Genomic DNA, 18,078 nt, shown 5'->3' on the forward strand with positions numbered 1-18,078 from the left:
AAGTCTCCTACCGTCTGGCTTGCAGAAGCGGGTCTTGTCCCTCCACCCCCGACAGGTTCCTACCCTAACGCCATACAAGCGGGCCATGCCCGCGACAGCGCCCATGGGGCGCTCCTACAAGGGGAACTCCGTCATCAGCCCAAACGTTGTAGCCCCGTAGGGCGCAGAACGCGCCAGCGTTATCCGCCGTTCAAAAGCCGGCGGATAACCTGTTCCAGGTTATTCGCCCTACGATTCTGTAGGAGCGAGCTTGCTCGCGAACCGCCCTGCACCGGAGCTGCCGGTAACGCCATTCGCGAGCAAGCTCGCTCCTACAAACAGCCTACGACTATCCTTACCCTCCAGCCCTCCCCGCTCGCCGCGACACCGCCGGAGGCCGTCATCGACCCGGACGAAGCAAACTTCCTCAGCTACCTGCTCGCCGAAAGCGGCGACGGCGACGCGCGCGCCTTTGCCACGCTGTACCGCAACACGGCCGCGCGCCTCTATCCACTGGCGCTGAAGCTGAAGACCGATCAGACAGAAGCTGACGCGCTGCTGGTCGACACCTACCTCCATGTCTGGACCGACGCCGACCGCTACCACCCCACGCGCAGCGCCGCGCTGGACTGGATGATCGCCCTGCTCTACCAGCTCGCCGGCCACCCTGCCCCGCCGTCCTGCGACGAGCCCTGGCCGGAACTGCCGCCACCGGACGAACTCTGGCCCGCCATCCACGCGCGCATTCCCGATGACGAGGACGACAGCCCCGGCCTGCGCTGGCCGCTGATCATCGCCAGCCTGGTCGGTGTGCTGATCGGCGCGGCGATCTGCCTGAGCCTGCTGCTGGAGCTGCGCCCCGCGTCCTAGGCATTCGTCTGAAGGACGATGGGTATCGCTCTTCGAGCAAAGCCAGAAACACGCCGCCCCAGCCCCGTCACCCACCATAAAAACCCTGAATTCCGTACGGCATCACCTTGCCAAGCCGCCGCGTACTTGGCATAAACGTCCGATTCTTTTTCGCACATATAACAAGGAAGTTTCGATGCGCATTTTCGGACGCGTCCTACTTGCAGTTCTGCTGCTGCTCTTGCTCGTCGGCGGCGTCATCGCCTGGTACACCGCGCATCCCAATCTCCCCGAATACACCAAGCCGGACAAGATGATCCACCTCGGCCAATGGTCCAGTGAAGATCGCGAGCGTTACTACTACACGCCCCAGGGCACCCAGGTGAAAGGCCTGCGCTACGACTGGTTCACCCACCTCGAGCAACCCTTCTCCAAGGACAAGTTCGCCAGTCCGGAAAACCTCGCGCGTTTCGGCTTCCTCATCGAGCCCGAGCAGATCGGCCGCGACGCCGACGACACCCTGGCGGCCACCGCCAAGAACCCCGGCAACCTGCCAGTAGGCTTCGCCCGCCACCAGGACGGCGAGACCGGCGCCTGGTACCTCGACATCACCTGCTCCGCCTGCCACACCGGCGAGCTGCGCTACAAAGGCACCGCCGTGCGCATCGACGGCGGCGCCGCCATGCACTCCATCGCCTCCACCGTGCCCACCCTGCGCGGCGGCGCGTTCGGCCAGGCGCTGGGCGCCAGCCTCGCCTCCACCTACTACGTGCCGTGGAAGTTCGACCGCTTCGCCAAGGGCGTGCTGGGCGACCGCTATCCCAAGGGCAAGGCCGCACTCAAGCGCGACGTGCGCAACGTCATCGGCACCCTCGTCGGCACCGCCTGGAACGACACCCACCGCGGCCTCTACCCGACCCAGGAAGGCCCCGGCCGCGCCGACGCCTTCGGGCGCATCGCCAATGGCGTGTTCGGCGACGGCATCGACGCCTCCAACTACCGCGTCGCCAATGCCCCGGTGAACTACCCGCAACTGTGGGACATCTGGAAATTCGACTGGGTGCAATGGAACGGCTCGGCCATGCAGCCCATGGCGCGCAACATCGGCGAAGCCCTCGGCGTCGGCGCCACCCTGCGCATGTTCGAGAGCGACGGCAAACCGGTGATGGGCGATGAGCGCTACGCCTCCAGCGTGCGCCTGCGCGATCTCCACACCCTCGAAGAGACCCTCAAGCAGCTCAAGCCGCCGACCTGGCCGAAAGAGGTCTTCGGCGAGATCGACCTGAAGAAGGCCTCCCAGGGCCGCGCCCTGTTCCAGGCCAACTGCGTGTACTGCCACGGCCCGCACGTGAAGGAACCCGGCGCCGCGGACTACATCGCCCCGGCGCGGGTGCCCGAGTGGCGCATGAAGATGGTCCCCACCAGCGAGATCGGCACCGACCCGACCACCGCCGACAACATCGCCGACCACACCTTCGACGTGCGCTCGCTGAAGTGGAACCCCGACGAACTGAAGAACATGAACGTGCGCCTCTACCCCGAGAGCGACAAGCCGCTGGACCTGTCGAAGATCTCCGCGGCCAAGGGGCTGGCCTACGTCACCGCGTTCGTCGAGCAGCGCGGCTACCGCGACGCCCACATCGGCGCCGAGCAGCAGAAGGACATGAACGGTTACGGCCTCGACATCGGCGTGCGCGAACTGCGCGCCTACAAGGCCCGCCCGCTGGACGGCATCTGGGCGACCCCGCCGTTCCTGCACAACGGCTCGGTGCCCAACCTGTTCCAGATGCTCTCCCCGGTGGCCGAGCGCGACAGCCAGTTCTGGGTCGGCAGCTTCGAGTACGACCCGAAATTCGCCGGCTACCGCAGCGAGCGCTTCCCCGGCGGCTTCCTCTACAACACCAGCGCCACCGGCAACAGCAACCGCGGCCACGAATTCCGCGACGGCTGCCGCAAGGACGGCGTCATCGGCCGCGCCCTGTCGCCGGAAGAACGCTGGGCACTGGTGGAATACCTGAAGGTGCTGGGCAACCCCGAGTACGAAAGCCAGCTCGACCCGAACGTCCCCACCCCACCGTGGACGCCGGGGCCGAAGTGCGAGTGACGCCGATCCGATTTTCGTAGGACCGAGGGGGACGCCTAGTCATTGCTCGCGAACCCGCCCAACTCCGGCGCCGCCGGGTAGCCCGTTCGCGAGCAAGCTCGCTCCTACAACAGCTAAGCCGAAACGCCGCAGCATCATCGAAACGCCAATCCAGTCCCCTCTCCCTTCAGGGAGAGGGTTAGGGAGAGGGAGACGCCCAGCGCCGATCCATCCCGAAACACCGATCCGCCCCTCTCCCATCAGGGACAGGACTAGGGAGATGGAATCGCCCACCACCATTCCCTCCCCGCAACACCGATCCACCCAGCAGTCCCCTCTCCCCAGAGAGAGGGTCAGGGAGAGGGAAGCTCCTGGGGTCCCCTCCATAAAAAGAACACCAAAGGACCCCGTGCCATGCAATCCCTGCTCACCCGCATCTGGCTCTTCCTCGGCAAATGGCTCGGCCGTCTGCTGCTCGCCGTCGCCGCCATCGGCCTGCTCGGCTGGGGCCTCGGCAGCCTCTACTACGCGTGGAAATTCTCCGGCCCGGTCTCCGCCCAGGAAGAAATCCCGCCGGGCGAAGCCCAGCTCACCCAGGCCATCATCGAAGACGCCGTGCGCATCGTCGAACAGCACCGCGACAACACCCGCGTCCTGCGCGATGCCCACGCCAAAGCCCACGGCTGCGTGAAGGCCGAAGTCACGGTCGCCAGCGACCTCGCCCCCGGCCTGCGCCAGGGCGTGTTCGCCGAACCGGGGCACAAATGGGAGGCCATGGTCCGCTTCTCCAACGGCAACGCCTACCCGCAGTTCGACAGCGCCCGCGACGCCCGCGGCATGGCCATCAAACTGCTCGACGTGCCCGGCGCCAAGCTGATGCCCGGCAAGGGCCACGACACCGAACAGGACTTCGTCATGTTCAACCACCCGGTGTTCTTCGTCCGCGACGTCGCCGAATACCGGCAGAATTTCGCCGCGCAAGCCAGCGGCCAGAAGGTCGCCGCGTTCTTCCCCAGCTGGAAGCCCAACACCTGGGAAATCCGTCACCTGGTCATCGCCCTGCAGACCCTCGCCCCCGCCCCGGACAGCCCCCTGCAGGCCGGCTACAACGGCATCGCCCCCTACAAGCTGGGCGAGGCGAACAACATCAAGTACCGCGTCATCCCGCTGAGCGAAGGCTGCCCGGCCTACCAGCTACCCAAGCTCAACGAGAAGCTGCCCAACTTCCTGCGTACTGCGATGTACCAGCAACTCTCGGTCGACCGCGTCCCCGCCTGCTTCGCCCTGCAAGTGCAGAAACAGGACCCGAGCCACTACATGCCCATCGAAGACGTCAGCGTCGAATGGAGCGAGAAGGACTCCCCCTTCCAGACCGTCGCCACCGTCAGCATCCCGCCCCAGGACTTTGACAGCCGCGAACAGAACCTCGCCTGCGACAACCTCTCCTACAACCCCTGGCACGCCCTTCCCGAACACCGCCCGATTGGCGGCATCAACCGGCTGCGCAAGGCGGTTTATGAGGCGGTGAGTGTTTATCGGCATGAGCGGAATGGGGTGGGCAAGGATTAACCCTTCACTACGCGATTCTCATCCTGAATAGCCGAGGCGCTTATGGCGCACACGATAGCTTTTCCTAGTGACAAAATGGCTGGAAAGCGCATTTCAAATGCCCAACACATTCATAACAAACAAAAATCATTTAAACCAACAGAAAAAGGAAATACAACTAAAAGCAACAAATCAATATAAATACACTCGCATCCAAAAATTTTAATTGGCTTTCAAAAAATGATTATTGATGGAATTATTGAAAAAATCGGCGAAAGCGGCCCCAGAAGCTATTACGCTTTTGAAACTTTCATTTTAAATCTTTTAAAACATCACACAGAAAAACAAAACAGACCACTCTATTTCAACAACAACCCCAAAGGCACTATAGCAGCAGGAGACGCATTTGCACCAAAGGGAATAGATACAATCGAAGGGCCATTGATGATCGAGGTAAAATTCGATCTCTTAAGATCACCAAGAAAGCATTTGATAGACCTTATTCATCACAGAATCGAAACCGCAAAAGAACTAGACGAGGCAATACCAAAATTCTTAGTAATATTCGCAAAGCCAGGGAAAAGTTTCTATAAGGAAAAAATAGAAGAAGATATTCGAGCTGCAATGCTTGAAACAAGCGTTTTCCTCTGGGGCCCAGAAGAAATAAACAAGGTAATAAACCAGCATCGCGCAAAAACAAAGGAGATAGTTGACAATTTATTCGCATTGCGACTTGAGTCAGCAGTTAGTAGCTCACCTTCAAACTGGAGGGCAGAAAGAGATCGAGTCATATCAAAACTTAAGGATCAATATCTGAAAGGACAGTTTTCTTTACTCCTAGGGGCGGGTGTCTCTAGCTCTGCAGGCATGCCGGATTGGAACAGCTTGCTAAATTCACTTTTCGTCGGATACTTAACCAAAGAACTAAATGGAGACGGAGAAACCACCGACGCCGATATAGCCGAACTCGTAGATCGTCTAAACTCAATAAACGAACCATCCGCACTGATGGCCGCCAGGTATCTTCGGAAGGGTCTTGTAAAAAGCGACGCAGAATCCATAGACTTTATTACAGCGATCACGACAAGCCTATATAAGCTAAGAAACACAAAGTTCCCTATTGACTCCAGCCTTTTAAAGGCCATATCTGCAATGTGTACGCCCCGCAGGACAGGAGCAAAAATCAGATCTGTAATAACCTATAATTTTGACGACCTACTAGAACGTCAACTTCATAGCAGCAAAATTCACCACCACTGTATATACACAGAAAACGAAACGTACGACCCTGACGAACTCCCTATTTATCACGTTCACGGCTTCCTCCCGGAGGACAAAAAAAATTATTCCAGACTAGAAAAATCAACATTAGTTTTTTCAGAGGAAGGATATCATCAGATATATTCTGATTCATACCACTGGTCAAACCTAGTCCAGCTTAGCACTTTGCGAGAAAACAACTGCTTAATGATTGGTCTTTCTATGACAGACCCAAACCTACGCAGGCTTCTTGATATTTCAGCTAGAAGCATTGAAAGCAGCAAGCACTATACCTTCATGAAAAGATTGACCAAAAATAGTTTTTGCCACGACCTATCGCAGGACCCGCCAAAGAAAATAATTAGCAATGACCTAGGCGCAAATAAATTCTTAGAAAGGCATCACGCGCTTAACGAAGAAATCATGAAAGAACTTGGCGTGACTATTATTTGGTACGAAGAATACAATGAAATCCCAGAAATTCTTGAGGAAATTACAAGACAATAACACTAAGAGCCGATGACCGGACCGCTTGAAATGACTGAGAACATTGAACTAACCTGAATGTGCCCCGTGAAAAAGACGGGGCCGGGATTAGCAGCCCGAAACTCCAGAGACAATCGCCGATCTGTATCGGCGGCCCAACCATTTGGGCCGTCCACCGGAACGCGGCGTGTTGGTTCGTGTGGCTGCTGATCCAACATCGTCCGTAGGTGGTCTGCTCGTAGTAGAGATGCGACTGAAATGGACGATTTATCCCTGCCAATCCCGCTGCCCTTCCTCCGCAATCGCCGCACCCTGCGCGCCCTGCTGATCGACGATCAGGTCTGGTTCATCCTCTCCGACTTCTGCCGCGTGACCGGCTATGCGCACGAAGACCGCCTGGCCATGCGCCTGGCAGACGACCAGATTCGCCAGGAGCGGCTGCTGACCGAGGACGGCCTGGAGCTGGATTACGTGCTGCTGAGCGAATCCGCCGTGTACCAGGCGCTGGTGCTGTTCAACGTGCCGGACTATGGCGCGCTGCGGCGCTGGATCAGCGGCACGGTGGTGCCGCAGGTGCGCAGCCAGTTCAACGCCAGCGGCCCGCGCCATGTGCAGCTGCAATTCGAGCGGCAATGCCTGCGGGTGCTGGATTGGCAGGATGATCTCTGGGTGCGCTTCGGCGACCTGCCGCGCGTGCTTGGCGGGCGTTCGCCGATTGCCGGGCGCAGCGGCTGGCGCGGTTGGGCGAAAAGGTTGCGGACGTAGGGCATCGTCTGACCGAAGCTACCTGTAGGAGCGCGCCATGCGCGCGATCGCGGGTGTGGCCCGCTCCTACAGGAATTTACCGGCTTTTCAGATAGAGAACGGCAGAGCCGTAGCGCTCCAGCTTGGCGTCCGCCGTCACCAGTTGCAGCCCCTCGACCTGCGCCTGGGCCACCAGCATGCGGTCGTGCGGGTCCTTGTGGTCCTCATGCTGCGGCAGCGCGCGCAGTGCAACTGCATGAGCGCCGACGAAGGGCAGTTCGCGCAAACCACCCTCGAGGGACGCTCGGCGCAGTTCATCGGGCTCCACGCCCAGCGACTTTTTCGCAAGGCTGGCCTTGATGGCGATTTCCGCCAGGCTGATGGCGCTGAAATGCACAGGCTGGCCATTGTCCAGCGCGCTCTCGATCATCTGGCGGGCTTTGGGAGTCAGCCGTGGGTCATCCGTGGCGGCCCAGATCAGGATGTGGGTATCCAGCAATATCAATCGGATGGCTCCTCGAGATAAAGCTGGGCAATTTCGTCATCCAGGGCATCGAACTCGTCGGACAGACGGCCTTTCAGGCTACCGATGAAGGGTTTGCGCTGCCCCTCTCCATAGGTCAGCGATACCAGCTTGGCGACGGGCTTGCCTGCCTTGCCAATGATCACCACCTCCCCTTTCGCCGCCTGATCGACAAGCTTGGACAGGTTGGACTTGGCGTCATGGATGTTGTGGACGTCAGGTGCTTGCATGGCTGCGCCCCTCCGGGGACAGGTTAGCGACGAGCCCAGCTTAGCTAAGGTGTTAGCTAAAATACATCAGCCTCCGCCGAATCACCTGTAGGAGCGCGCCATGCGCGCGATCGCGGGCGTGGTCCGCTCCTACAGGGGGCGCTGCGTCAGAGCGTGCCGGCGAGCTTGAGGAGGGTCATTATCAGCCCGCCGATGGTCATGAAGGACGCGAGCAGCGTGCCGAGGATCAGCGGGACAACGCCGGCCGGCGAGACATAGGGCGTCACTTCCAGCAGGAAGCCGGGGCGGATGTGCTGCGGGGTCAGGCAGGTGATCCGGTAGTCGCCGGGCTCGCTGCAGCGGAATTCGCCCAGGGGATTGCTGGAGTTGCCGCCCATGTCGCTGCGGCGCACGGTGAAGACGTTGAAGCGGCTGTAGGCCTCATAGGGCACGGGCATGTCGGTGACACAGGCAGTGACGGCGAAATCGGCGTTGAAGTGCGCGGTTCCGGTGACGACGCTGAACGGCGGGAAGACGATGTTGACCACGTAGCGCCCCGGTCGCGGCAGCGCCACCACTTCCGCGCTGGCGGGGTCGGCCCAGCGGTAGCAGAGGTCAGGGGCGATCACCCGGCGCAGCCCGCCGATGCAGCGGACCAGCAGGTAACCGCCGAGCAGCATCACCAGCGGTGCGCTCCACAGCAGGGTCGAGGGGTCGAGGCTCATGGTGGGTTGTCCTGCGTGGGTTGAAGGCGGGCACCGTGGCGGTGCCCTCTTCCACTATGGCGCATGCGTTCACTGTGGCGATGCAGCACGGCTCGGCGCTCATGCAATCTGCCAAGGCCTGAAGGGGCTGATCTTGCAGGCTGCATGGCAATCGCCCGATCGCCTTTTACAAGCCATTGATAAAGCAGACTTTATTATTTTGTAACATTTGGCACAGCGGCTGCAAAAGCTCCCATCGAGGTTTCCACCCTCTCGCCACGGAGCAGCCAAGATGATGACAACTACTGATGCCTACGCAGCCACTGCCGTGGATACCGCCGATCATTCGGGGGTGTCCTGGGCGGCGGTGTTCGCCGGGGCCGCTGGAGCGGCGGCGCTGTCCCTGATCCTAATTCTCCTGGGCTTCGGCCTGGGCTTTTCCGCGGTGTCGCCCTGGCCGGGCGATGGTGCGACGTTCAAGCAGATGGGGATTTCCACCGTCATCTGGCTGATGCTGACGCAGATTCTCGCTTCCGGCCTGGGCGGCTACGTCGCCGGCCGCCTGCGGGTGCGCTGGGCCAGCCTGCATGACGACGAGGTGTATTTCCGCGATACCGCCCACGGCTTCCTGGCCTGGGCCGTGGCAACCCTGGTGACGGCCACGCTGGTGGTGGGCTCGGTGAGCAGCATCGTCGGCGGCGGCCTGCAGGCCGGGGCTGCGGCCGCTACCAGCGCTGCCGCTGCGGCGGGCTCGACCGGCGGCGCCAGCACTGCCAATGATGGCTCGGGCTACTTCATCGACCTGCTGTTCCGCGACAACCGTCCGGTGGCGGTGGGCGATGATGCGGCCCATGCCATCGCCACTCGCATCTTCGTGCGCAGCCTCGCCGAAGGTCAGCTCAACGCGGACGACCGCACTTACCTCGCCCGCGTGGTGGCACAGCGCACCGAGATCGGCCAGGCGGAAGCCGAGCAGCGCATCGACCAGGTATTCGCCGCCGCGCAGCAGGCCAAGCTGAAGGCCCAGCAAGCTGCGGATACGGCACGCAAGGTGGCCGCCGGCTCGGCGCTATGGATGTTCGTCGCGCTGCTGTGCGGCGCGTTCTTCGCCAGCTTCCTGGCCATCCACGGCGGCCGCCGTCGCGATGCGGTGGTGCTGGTGAACCGCACGCCCACCCATGCCATGTCCCATTCCCGTCCCGCCCATTGACTGGAGGCACACCATGCGCTCGATTCTTCTGTACTTCCTCGGCGTTCCGATCCCGATCATCATCCTGATCGCGCTGTTCTGGCACTGAATGCGGCCAGCCGCGCAGCAAAAAAGCCGCCCTTCGGGGCGGCTTTTTCGTGAGCCAGTGCGGATGGAAGCCCTGAAAGGTGCGTCAGCCACAGGAACCGTCGGCGGTTTCCTGGCTTTCGCGCATGAGGCGTTCGCCTTCGGCGCGCAGTTGTTCCCAGTTGGGCGTGTTCCGGCATTGCTCGGCGACGCGCACGGTCAGTTCGCCGATCCGGTGCATCTGCCGGGCGGATTCGCAGATACCCAGATCGCGGGATTGGGCTTCCTGGCCGACACGCTCCATGTAGAGCTGGGCCTTCTGCTGGGCGGCGTCGCAGCCGCCGGAGAGGTCTACCGAGGCGATGTCGGGAGCGACGGCCGAGGCGCTGTAGTTCTGGCCGCTGCCGCTGCTGGTGGCTGCGGCGGCCGGCCCGTCGGGCTGCACCAGGGTGCTGTTGCTGAACACGCCGCTGGCGGAGGAGCCATCAGGGTAACGGTATTTGCCGCGGCCACTGAGGGTACCGTTCTGCAGTTCGCCTTCGTAGCGGTCGCCCTTGGCCCACTGGATCACCGCAGGGCCGCTGAAGCTGCCCTTGTGCATGGTGCCTTCGGTGGTGGAGAACACCTGCCCGTTCACCAGCGACAGGAGGATGCCCTTGCCGTCGGCGAAGCCGCCCACGCATTGACCGGACCAGATGTAGCTGGGGTTGGAGCGCTGGGCGTTCCAGTTCTGCACCTGGCAGCCCTTGTCCGTCCTGGCGAATTCGCCGGCCAGGCAGGGCGCGCTGATCAACAGGGCGAGCAGGCTCGCCAGTCCGATTCGATTCATTCGATCACCCACTGAAGAGGGCCGGCACCTGATGGCCTCCCTGCGTGCGAAAGCGTAGTGGCACTCCGACACTGCCGCTAGCGGCAGGCGCCAGGCGGCGCGGGCGAGACTTCGTATTTATCGTCGCCATGCGCAGGAATATTCCGATAGAGCACTTTTCCCCCGCTCCCTAGCCTTGCGCTCCATGTCATCGACGCGCGCAAGCTGCTCATCCCGTGCAGCACTGTCCGCCGCCGTCCTGCCCTGGAGAATCCCCCGCATGTCCGCCCTCGAGAAGAAGTTGAACAAGCTGGCCGCCACTTTTCGGGCGGCGCTGGCCAAGGGGAATTACCAACTGGGCCGCGATACCGCGCGCCAAGCGCTGAAGATGGCGCCGAACCATCCCACGCTGCTGGCGGACTACGCCCTGTGCCTGATGCGGACCAAGGACTACGAACAGGCCTACAAGACCTACCTGAAGCTGCTGAACAAGCTGGGCGAGGACAATATGCCGGGGACGGCGCTGGACGGGCTGACCGAGGCCTGCGGCTGGCTGAAGCGCGAGGATCTGGTGCACCGTTACGGCAATCTGTCACTGAGCGTGGCGGACCGGAAATACAGCCAGTTCCCCGCCCATCCGCTGCCGGACGTGTCGCCACCGGCTTTCGACGGGAGTAGCCCAGAGCGCAACCTGATCGTCTTTTCGCTGTTCGGCGCCCGCCCGCGCTATTGCGAGAGCGCGCTGAAGAACGTGGAGGCCGCGCGCGAGCTGTTCCCGCAATGGCGCTGCCGCTTCTATGTCGACGATTCGGTGCCGCAGGCAGTGCTGGCCCGCTTGAAGGAGGCTGGCGCACAGGTTGTGCGAGTTGACGAAGCGACCCGCAGCGCCATCCCCGCGACCATGTGGCGTTTCCTGGTGATGGAGGACCGCGAGGTCTCGCGCTTCCAGGTGCGTGACGCCGATTCGCTGCTCTCCGAGCGCGACCGCGCAGCGGTGGAGGCCTGGCTGCAGAGCGGCTGCTGGTACCACCACATGCGCGATTACTTCAGCCACACCGAATTGCTGCTGGCGGGGATGTGGGCCGGCTGCCACAACCCGAATCTGCCGGGCATCCGCGAGCTGATCGCGCAGTACCTGAAGGAGGAGAAAGCCCACCAGCGCTTCGCCGACCAGTACTTCCTGCGCCGCAGCCTGTGGCCGACCATCCGCCAGAGCCTGCTGAGCCATGACGATCTGTTCGGCTTCCTCGGGGCGCAGCCCTTCCCGCCCCACGCGCCGGTGCGCTGGCGGACGGAGTCCTTCCATGTGGGCTGCAATGCCAGCTACCAGGGCATCAAGGTGCAGAGCAAGCTGAAGGACGGCGAGTTGCAGCCCTGGGGGTTGTTCGATGCCGAGGGCACGCTGCTGTGTCGTTACGAGACGCCGGTGGCCAGGGGACACCGGGAGGAATGGATGCCCTACTTCCTCTGCGAAGCCATTGCGGATGGCAGTTGCACGGTGCGTAGCCTGGCCAGGTGAGCAAGCTCGCCCTTCACGCGCGCGGGCAGAGCCCGATCCTACAGCGCGGCGGGGACATCCGCAGGATGGCTGGGGCCCGGGCGATACCCATGCTGGCCGTGCAGCGGATCGATGGGTATCGCTGCGCTCCACCCCATCCTACAAAGCCGCCCGAAGTCAGTCGATGCGGCGTCAGTAGACTTCCGGCACCTGCAACTCCTGCGGAGTGGGATGCCGGCGATAGCCTTCGTGGCGCTGCCGCTCGGGCAGGCTGACGGCGGGCTGATGCACTTCCTGATAGGGGATCTGCTGCAGCAGGTGGTGGATGCAGTTGAGCCGGGCCTTCTTCTTGTCGTCGGCCTGGACGATCCACCAAGGCGCTTCGGCGATGTGGGTGCGTTCGAGCATCACTTCCTTGGCCTTGGTGTAGGACTCCCAGCGGCGCCGCGATTCCAGGTCCATGGGGCTGAGCTTCCACTGCTTGAGCGGGTCGTGGATGCGGCTGAGGAAGCGGTAGTGCTGTTCCTCGTCGGAGATGGAGAACCAGTACTTGAGCACCTGCACGCCGGAGCGCACGAGCATGCGTTCGAACTCGGGCACGCTGCGGAAGAATTCCTCGTACTGGGCGTCGGTGCAGAAGCCCATCACCCGTTCGACGCCGGCGCGGTTGTACCAGCTGCGGTCGAACAGGACGATCTCCCCCGCCGCCGGCAGGTGCGAGACGTAGCGCTGGAAGTACCACTGGGTGCGTTCGCGGTCATTCGGTGCAGGCAGCGCGGCAACCCGGCAGACGCGCGGATTCAGGCGCTGGGTGATGCGCTTGATCACACCGCCCTTGCCGGCGGCATCGCGGCCTTCGAAGAGGATGACTACCTTGTGGCCGGTCTTCACCACCCAGTTCTGCAGCTTGACCAGCTCGGCCTGCAGGCTGAACAGGGTGTGGAAGTAACGCTGGCGCGCCAGGCGTTCCTCGTGGGTCTGCAGGCTGCCGTGGCGCAGCCCTTCGAAGTCGTAGAGTTCGTCGAACAGTTCGAGTTCGAGCTCTTCGTCGCGGTCATCCAGCAGGTCGCGCTGGACGCGTCGTGGGAAGTTCTTGTCATCGAGCAGCATGGTGGTTTGCCTTGTGCCGTCACTGGCTCAGTCACATCGCGTGACACTTTCATGACAGAAAAATGTAGTCATGCTTTGTGACGAATTCATGACAGCCAGTGAAAGAAATTTCTTACAAAGCCCGTGCTAGAGCGTTCCTCGATAGGACACCCGATGAATTAAGAAGGTCTTAACGGCGCCAGCGCACCGATGAATGGGGCTGCCAGCAAGGCGATATCAGCGCAGGGAAACGGCCGCGAATTTCCGTCCACGGCCGTTAACAGGAAGGGAACGGGTCAGGCGTCGGCCAGCGGGCGCGGCTTGTTGACGTACTTGAAGGTACCGGTCGCGGTGGCAACGACCACGCCCTGGCTGTTGCGCAGCTCGCCCTCGCAGAAGGCAATGGAACGGGTGTGATGCTGGACCTTGCCGTGGGCTTCGAGCACCTCGCCCACTTCGCCGCCGGGGCGCAGGAAGCTGGTCTTCATCTCCACAGTCACCACGCCGCGATAGGCTTCGTCGGCATCGCTGGCGCTCAGGGCCATGGCGACGTCGAGCAGGGTCATGATCAGGCCACCGTGGGCGTTGGCCCAGCCGTTCACATGCTGCGGTTCGACACGTATGACCAGACGGCCCGGCCCGTTGCCATCTTCCGCCGGGGCGTGGCGGAACTGCAGGAAATCGAGCATGGGAATGGCGATGCCACGGTGGGCGGTGTAGAGCTTGAGCTGGTCGATATCGAGGGGCATGGGGCTTCCTGGCACGTCAAATGGGGCCAGGCGATGTTCTCCGCTCCGGCCGGCGGATCGCAAGCCCGGCGCGGCTTCATGCATGGCGGGAATGCCCGTCGATTGCAGCGCTCAGGCGGCCGGGCGACGCCCCTCGCCGCGGGTGGTTAGCGCGAGCGGCGGGTGCCGTTCTTCTTTTCGCTCTGGCGCTCGACGGCCTGGACGAAGAGCTCCTCGACCAGCAGCGACTGGATCGGCGCGCGGGTTTCCAGCGACAGGCTCATGGATTCCAGCTTCTGGTTCACCCCCAGGCGGGCGATGCCGCACAGCAGGATGCGCTGGGCGCCGAAGATGTTGCCCTTGTCGACCAGCACTTCCCGGGGCTTTTCGCCATCCAGGTAGCTGATCTTGAGGGCAATGGCGGTGTCGTCGCGCACGGCGAGATTGAGCCAGGTGGCGACATTGAACTCGACGACCCAACCCAGGCCGGTCTTCTTGGCCACGGCTTCACGGACCAGGTGAGCAGGCACCGGTCCCAGGGGGGTACTGTGGTTTTCCATGGGCTACTTCTGACTGCTGCGGGTAGAGCGAAATGCGCTAACGGAAGACCTGATTTTATGTGAAGCAGTTCAAGTTTTCAGCCGGGAATTTGTAAGACATCGGCTACCAGGTATGCGCGACGTTACAGAAGCGAACCGCTCTGGAATGCCGTTTCCCGCAGGGAAAGGGATGAAGGACGCACAGCGGTGGCTCCGGAATATGGAATACAGTCCGACGAAGTGAATTAGCGGGGGATTAACGCGGTGCGAGGCCAGACCGGCGGTGGCCGGTTAAGGCCCGTGAGGTGATGCGGGATGGTGGGGTGCAGGCAGGAGCGAGGGGGACGCCCAGTTCCTGCTCGCGAACGGGTTACCCGGCGGCACCTCAACTGGGCGGTTCGCGAGCAAGCTCGCTCCTACAAAAATCGCGTCATTCCGAGTCAGTCACGCAACTCTTCGACCAGGCTCGCCACCGTCACCAGCACCGCGCCGGCCAGTGCCTTGGAGCGCGCCCCGCTCCACCCGGTGCGCGGGTTCGGCGACAGGTTGTGGTCCTTGAACGGCATTTCCAGGGTCAGCGACAGGCAGTCGTAGGTGCGGCCGACATGATTGCAGGCCAGGGTCAGGTTGGCCTTGCCCGGGGCATCCTTCGGATAGCCGTGCACGCTCTGGAATTCGCCGTTGGCCTCCAGGCGCTCGCGGAACAGGCTTTCCAGGCGATCCAGGCGTGGGGTGAATTCCGGGTTGCCCTCGCAGCCAGCGGCGAACACGAAGGGGATTTCCTCGTCGCCATGCACGTCGAGGAACAGGTCCACGCCGTAGTTGGCCATCTGCTGCTGGACGAACAGCACTTCGGGGCTTTCCTCGGCGCTGGGGGCGGCCCAGGCGCGGTTGAGGTCCTTGCCGGCGGCGTTGGTGCGCAGGTGGCCATGGAAGGCGCCGTCCGGGTTCATGTTCGGCACCAGGTAGAAATCGGCGCGCTCCAGCAGATGCTGGATGTCGGCATCGCCGGATTGCAGACGCTCGATCAGGCCTTCCATGAACCACTCGGCCATGTGCTCGCCGGGGTGCTGCTGCGCGATCAGCCAGATCTTGCGCGCACCCGTCGCGCCCTTGCCGATGCGCAGCAGGGGCAGCTCGCGGCCTTCGAGGCTGTGCCCGGTGGCGAGCAGTTCGGCGCCATTGGCCTGGGCGCGCTTCACCAGTTCGGCGTGGCGCGCGCGGCTGTAGGGCTCGAAGTAGGCGAACCAGGCCTGGGGCTGCTCGGCATCGAGGCTGAAGTGCAGGCCGTTGGCGTCGTAGGTACTCGGCACGCGGAACCACTCGCGCTGGTCGAACGACGCCACGGCGTTGTAGCCCGGCCAGCCGCCGGTGTAGCTGGAGCCGGGGGTGTTGGTCAGGCTGAACTGGTACTGCTGGCCGGGCTCGAGCCCCTCGGCCTTGAAGTGGAACCACTGGAAGTGCGGGCTTTTCGTGTCCGGGCGCAGCGCCAGGCGCACGTGGCGCGGGTCGCTGTCGTCGATGACCTGGATGTTGCCGCTGTCGAAATCGCAGTCGATCTTCATGAATTCTCCGTAGGCGCACGAACCTGAGGCGCCAAAGCCCTGCATTTTCGCCCTCCCCGCCGCGCCTGTCATGTAGCGGCGACTTGCCGGCGCAAACATATTATGCCTGTAATATAAATCAGGTAACGGATTGAAGCGGCCCTGCGCTGGTGATCCAGCGACCACCGGCTAACCTCGATTGACCTTTTCCACTGACGCTTTTCCAAGCATGGAGAACACGGCATGAGCGCATACGATGTGATCGTCATTGGCGGCGGCCCCGGTGGCTACAACGCCGCGATTCGCGCGGGCCAGCTGGGCCTGAAAGTCGCCTGCGTGGAGGGCCGCGAAACCCTCGGCGGCACCTGCCTGAACGTCGGCTGCATGCCGTCCAAGGCGCTGCTGCATGCATCCGAGCTGTATGAGGCGGCAGCCGGCGGCGAGTTCGCCAACCTCGGCATCCAGGTCAAGCCCAAGCTGGACCTGGCACAGATGATGAAGCAGAAGGCCGAAAGCGTGACCGCGCTGACCAAGGGCGTGGAGTTCCTGTTCCGCAAGAACAAGGTGGACTGGGTCAAGGGCTGGGGCCGCATCGACGGGCCGGGCAAGGTCGAGGTGACTGCCGCCGATGGCAGCAAGAGCACGCTGACCGCCAAGGACATCATCATCGCCACCGGCTCGGAACCCTCCCCGCTGCCGGGCGTGGAAGTCGACAACCAGCGCATCCTCGATTCCACCGGCGCGCTGTCCATTCCCGAGGTGCCCAGGCACCTGGTGGTGATCGGCGCCGGCGTCATCGGCCTGGAACTGGGCTCGGTGTGGCGCCGCCTGGGCGCGGAGGTCACGGTGATCGAATACCTCGACCGCATCTGCCCCGGCATGGACCTGGAAACCGCGAAGACCTTCCAGCGCGCGCTGACCAAGCAGGGCATGAGCTTCAAGCTGGGCTCGAAGGTCACCCAGGCCAAGGTCAGCGGCAAGCAGGTGACCCTGAGCGTGGAGCCTGCCGCCGGAGGCGCGGCGGAGTCCATCCAGGCCGATTACGTACTGCTCGCCATCGGCCGCCGTCCCTATACCCAGGGCCTCGGGCTGGAGAGCGTGGGCCTGACCACCGACAAGCGCGGCATGCTGGAGAACCACGAACACCGCAGTGCCGTGCCGGGTATCTGGGTGATTGGCGACGTGACTTCCGGCCCGATGCTCGCGCACAAGGCCGAGGACGAGGCCATCGCCTGCGTCGAGCTGATCGCCGGCAAGGCCGGGGAAGTGAACTACGAGGTGATCCCCAGCGTGATCTACACCCATCCGGAGGTCGCCACCGTGGGCAGGACCGAGGAGCAGCTCAAGGCCGAGGGTCGCGCCTACAAGGTCGGCAAGTTCCCCTTCACCGCCAACAGCCGGGCGAAGATCAACCACGAGACCGAGGGCTTCGTGAAGGTGCTGGCGGACGAGCGCAGCGACGAGATCCTCGGTGTGCACATGATCGGCCCGAACGTCGGCGACATGATCGCGGAGTACTGCGTGGCCATGGAGTTCCGCGGCGCCGCCGAGGACATCGCGCGCACCTGCCACCCGCACCCGACCCGCTCCGAGGCGTTGCGCCAGGCGGCGATGAATGTGGACGGCTGGGCCATGCAGGCCTGACCGCCGGTCGCTTCTGACGAGTGGTAGATGCGGCGCAATAGCGCACCCACCACAGCGCTGCAGGCCACGGCTGACGGGGCCTGCAGCGATCCGCTCGGTTTTATTTGCGACTACTTTGTGTACAAACGCGACATGGGCTGTGACTTTCTTCGACTCTGAAACCATCAATTGCGTGAACGAACACGAAAGTGGATGAACCGCTTTCGCCACCTTCGCAATGGATTACCGCAGAGAGATCACAACCATGCATGCGACTCTTCGTTTCAACGAGGCTCTGCTGATCACCGGACGAGCCTTCCAACCCTTCAATTGTGTGACCTGGGTTGACCAAGGGGGCGACGGCAGCCTCGACCTGTCCGTCCTCGATCGTACCGGTGCCCGCCTGCTGGGCCTCACCCGCATCCCCAGCTCCGCCTACTCCGACCCGGAGCAGCTCGAAGGCCTGCTGAACCAGGCCCGCGACGAGCTGAACCGCGAAGGCTACCGCCTGCAGGAATGGCACATGCCCGCCTGATCGGCAGATCGGCACCGCGAAAGAGCCCGGCCCCGGCCGGACTTTTTCATGGG

The 18,078-nt window shown here is 62.7% G+C and carries 16 protein-coding genes and 1 pseudogene; 9 read left to right on the forward strand and 8 right to left on the reverse strand.

The window, feature by feature from the left end; all coding sequences use genetic code 11:
• The 5 genes and pseudogenes from J2T47_RS21855 to J2T47_RS21875 all read left to right on the forward strand — a co-directional run.
• A pseudogene (locus tag J2T47_RS21855) lies at positions 1-849 on the forward strand (hypothetical protein); the annotation flags it as partial.
• 175 nt (positions 850-1,024) lie between these two features.
• Positions 1,025-2,932, forward strand: coding sequence for a di-heme-cytochrome C peroxidase (locus J2T47_RS21860; RefSeq protein WP_253451571.1), 1,908 nt, complete (start codon positions 1,025-1,027; stop codon positions 2,930-2,932).
• Positions 2,933-3,325: 393 nt separating this feature from the next.
• Positions 3,326-4,480: a catalase family protein gene (locus J2T47_RS21865; RefSeq protein WP_253451573.1), complete on the forward strand. Its 1,155-nt coding sequence runs from the start codon at positions 3,326-3,328 to the stop codon at positions 4,478-4,480.
• A gap of 219 nt (positions 4,481-4,699) precedes the next feature.
• Positions 4,700-6,226: an SIR2 family protein gene (locus J2T47_RS21870; RefSeq protein ID WP_253451575.1), complete on the forward strand. Its 1,527-nt coding sequence runs from the start codon at positions 4,700-4,702 to the stop codon at positions 6,224-6,226.
• 237 nt (positions 6,227-6,463) lie between these two features.
• Positions 6,464-6,970 carry a BRO-N domain-containing protein gene (locus J2T47_RS21875; protein WP_253451577.1) on the forward strand — a complete coding sequence of 169 codons (507 nt, stop codon included), beginning with the start codon at positions 6,464-6,466 and terminating at the stop codon, positions 6,968-6,970.
• 76 nt (positions 6,971-7,046) lie between these two features.
• Here J2T47_RS21875 and J2T47_RS21880 read toward each other — a convergent pair whose 3' ends face one another.
• The 3 genes from J2T47_RS21880 to J2T47_RS21890 form a co-directional block, all read right to left on the reverse strand.
• Positions 7,047-7,454 (reverse strand): type II toxin-antitoxin system VapC family toxin, encoded by a 408-nt coding sequence (locus J2T47_RS21880; protein ID WP_253451579.1) that lies wholly within the window; start codon positions 7,452-7,454, stop codon positions 7,047-7,049.
• Complete coding sequence (locus tag J2T47_RS21885) at positions 7,451-7,702, reverse strand: type II toxin-antitoxin system Phd/YefM family antitoxin (protein WP_081516574.1); 252 nt, start codon at positions 7,700-7,702, stop codon at positions 7,451-7,453. Before J2T47_RS21885 ends, J2T47_RS21880 begins: the two co-directional genes overlap by 4 nt.
• Positions 7,703-7,848: 146 nt before the next feature.
• Entirely contained in the window at positions 7,849-8,406 is a 558-nt protein-coding gene (locus J2T47_RS21890) for a hypothetical protein (protein ID WP_253451582.1), read from the reverse strand.
• A 271-nt stretch (positions 8,407-8,677) separates the two neighbouring features.
• Between J2T47_RS21890 and J2T47_RS21895 the strand changes: the two genes are divergently transcribed.
• Positions 8,678-9,595 carry a hypothetical protein gene (locus tag J2T47_RS21895; protein WP_253451583.1) on the forward strand — a complete coding sequence of 306 codons (918 nt, stop codon included), beginning with the start codon at positions 8,678-8,680 and terminating at the stop codon, positions 9,593-9,595.
• Between the two features lie 172 nt (positions 9,596-9,767).
• Here J2T47_RS21895 and J2T47_RS21900 read toward each other — a convergent pair whose 3' ends face one another.
• On the reverse strand, positions 9,768-10,490 hold the full coding sequence (locus J2T47_RS21900; RefSeq protein ID WP_253451585.1) for a hypothetical protein: 723 nt from the start codon (positions 10,488-10,490) through the stop codon (positions 9,768-9,770).
• Positions 10,491-10,749: 259 nt separating this feature from the next.
• Here J2T47_RS21900 and J2T47_RS21905 point away from each other — a divergent pair, with 259 nt between their 5' ends.
• The gene (locus tag J2T47_RS21905; RefSeq protein ID WP_253451587.1) at positions 10,750-11,988 is read left to right on the forward strand and encodes a tetratricopeptide repeat protein; all 1,239 of its coding nucleotides are present in this window, start codon (positions 10,750-10,752) and stop codon (positions 11,986-11,988) included.
• Positions 11,989-12,159: 171 nt separating this feature from the next.
• Here the strand turns inward: J2T47_RS21905 and ppk2 are convergent, their stop codons facing one another.
• From ppk2 to J2T47_RS21925, 4 genes are all read right to left on the reverse strand, one after another.
• Positions 12,160-13,077 (reverse strand): polyphosphate kinase 2, encoded by a 918-nt coding sequence (ppk2, locus tag J2T47_RS21910; protein WP_253451590.1) that lies wholly within the window; start codon positions 13,075-13,077, stop codon positions 12,160-12,162.
• A 275-nt stretch (positions 13,078-13,352) separates the two neighbouring features.
• Positions 13,353-13,805 (reverse strand): PaaI family thioesterase, encoded by a 453-nt coding sequence (locus tag J2T47_RS21915; protein ID WP_253451592.1) that lies wholly within the window; start codon positions 13,803-13,805, stop codon positions 13,353-13,355.
• 146 nt (positions 13,806-13,951) lie between these two features.
• A complete protein-coding gene (locus J2T47_RS21920) occupies positions 13,952-14,344 on the reverse strand; it encodes a hypothetical protein (RefSeq protein ID WP_253451594.1) in 393 nt (130 codons plus the stop codon).
• 419 nt (positions 14,345-14,763) lie between these two features.
• Complete coding sequence (locus tag J2T47_RS21925) at positions 14,764-15,888, reverse strand: M14 family metallopeptidase (RefSeq protein WP_253451596.1); 1,125 nt, start codon at positions 15,886-15,888, stop codon at positions 14,764-14,766.
• 222 nt (positions 15,889-16,110) lie between these two features.
• Here J2T47_RS21925 and lpdA point away from each other — a divergent pair, with 222 nt between their 5' ends.
• Positions 16,111-17,511: a dihydrolipoyl dehydrogenase gene (lpdA, locus tag J2T47_RS21930; RefSeq protein WP_253451598.1), complete on the forward strand. Its 1,401-nt coding sequence runs from the start codon at positions 16,111-16,113 to the stop codon at positions 17,509-17,511.
• A 244-nt stretch (positions 17,512-17,755) separates the two neighbouring features.
• Entirely contained in the window at positions 17,756-18,025 is a 270-nt protein-coding gene (locus J2T47_RS21935; protein ID WP_081516567.1) for a hypothetical protein, read from the forward strand.
• Positions 18,026-18,078: the final 53 nt, after the last annotated feature.

This window comes from Pseudomonas nitroreducens, from assembly GCF_024170165.1.
GTDB lineage: Bacteria > Pseudomonadota > Gammaproteobacteria > Pseudomonadales > Pseudomonadaceae > Pseudomonas > Pseudomonas nitroreducens_C.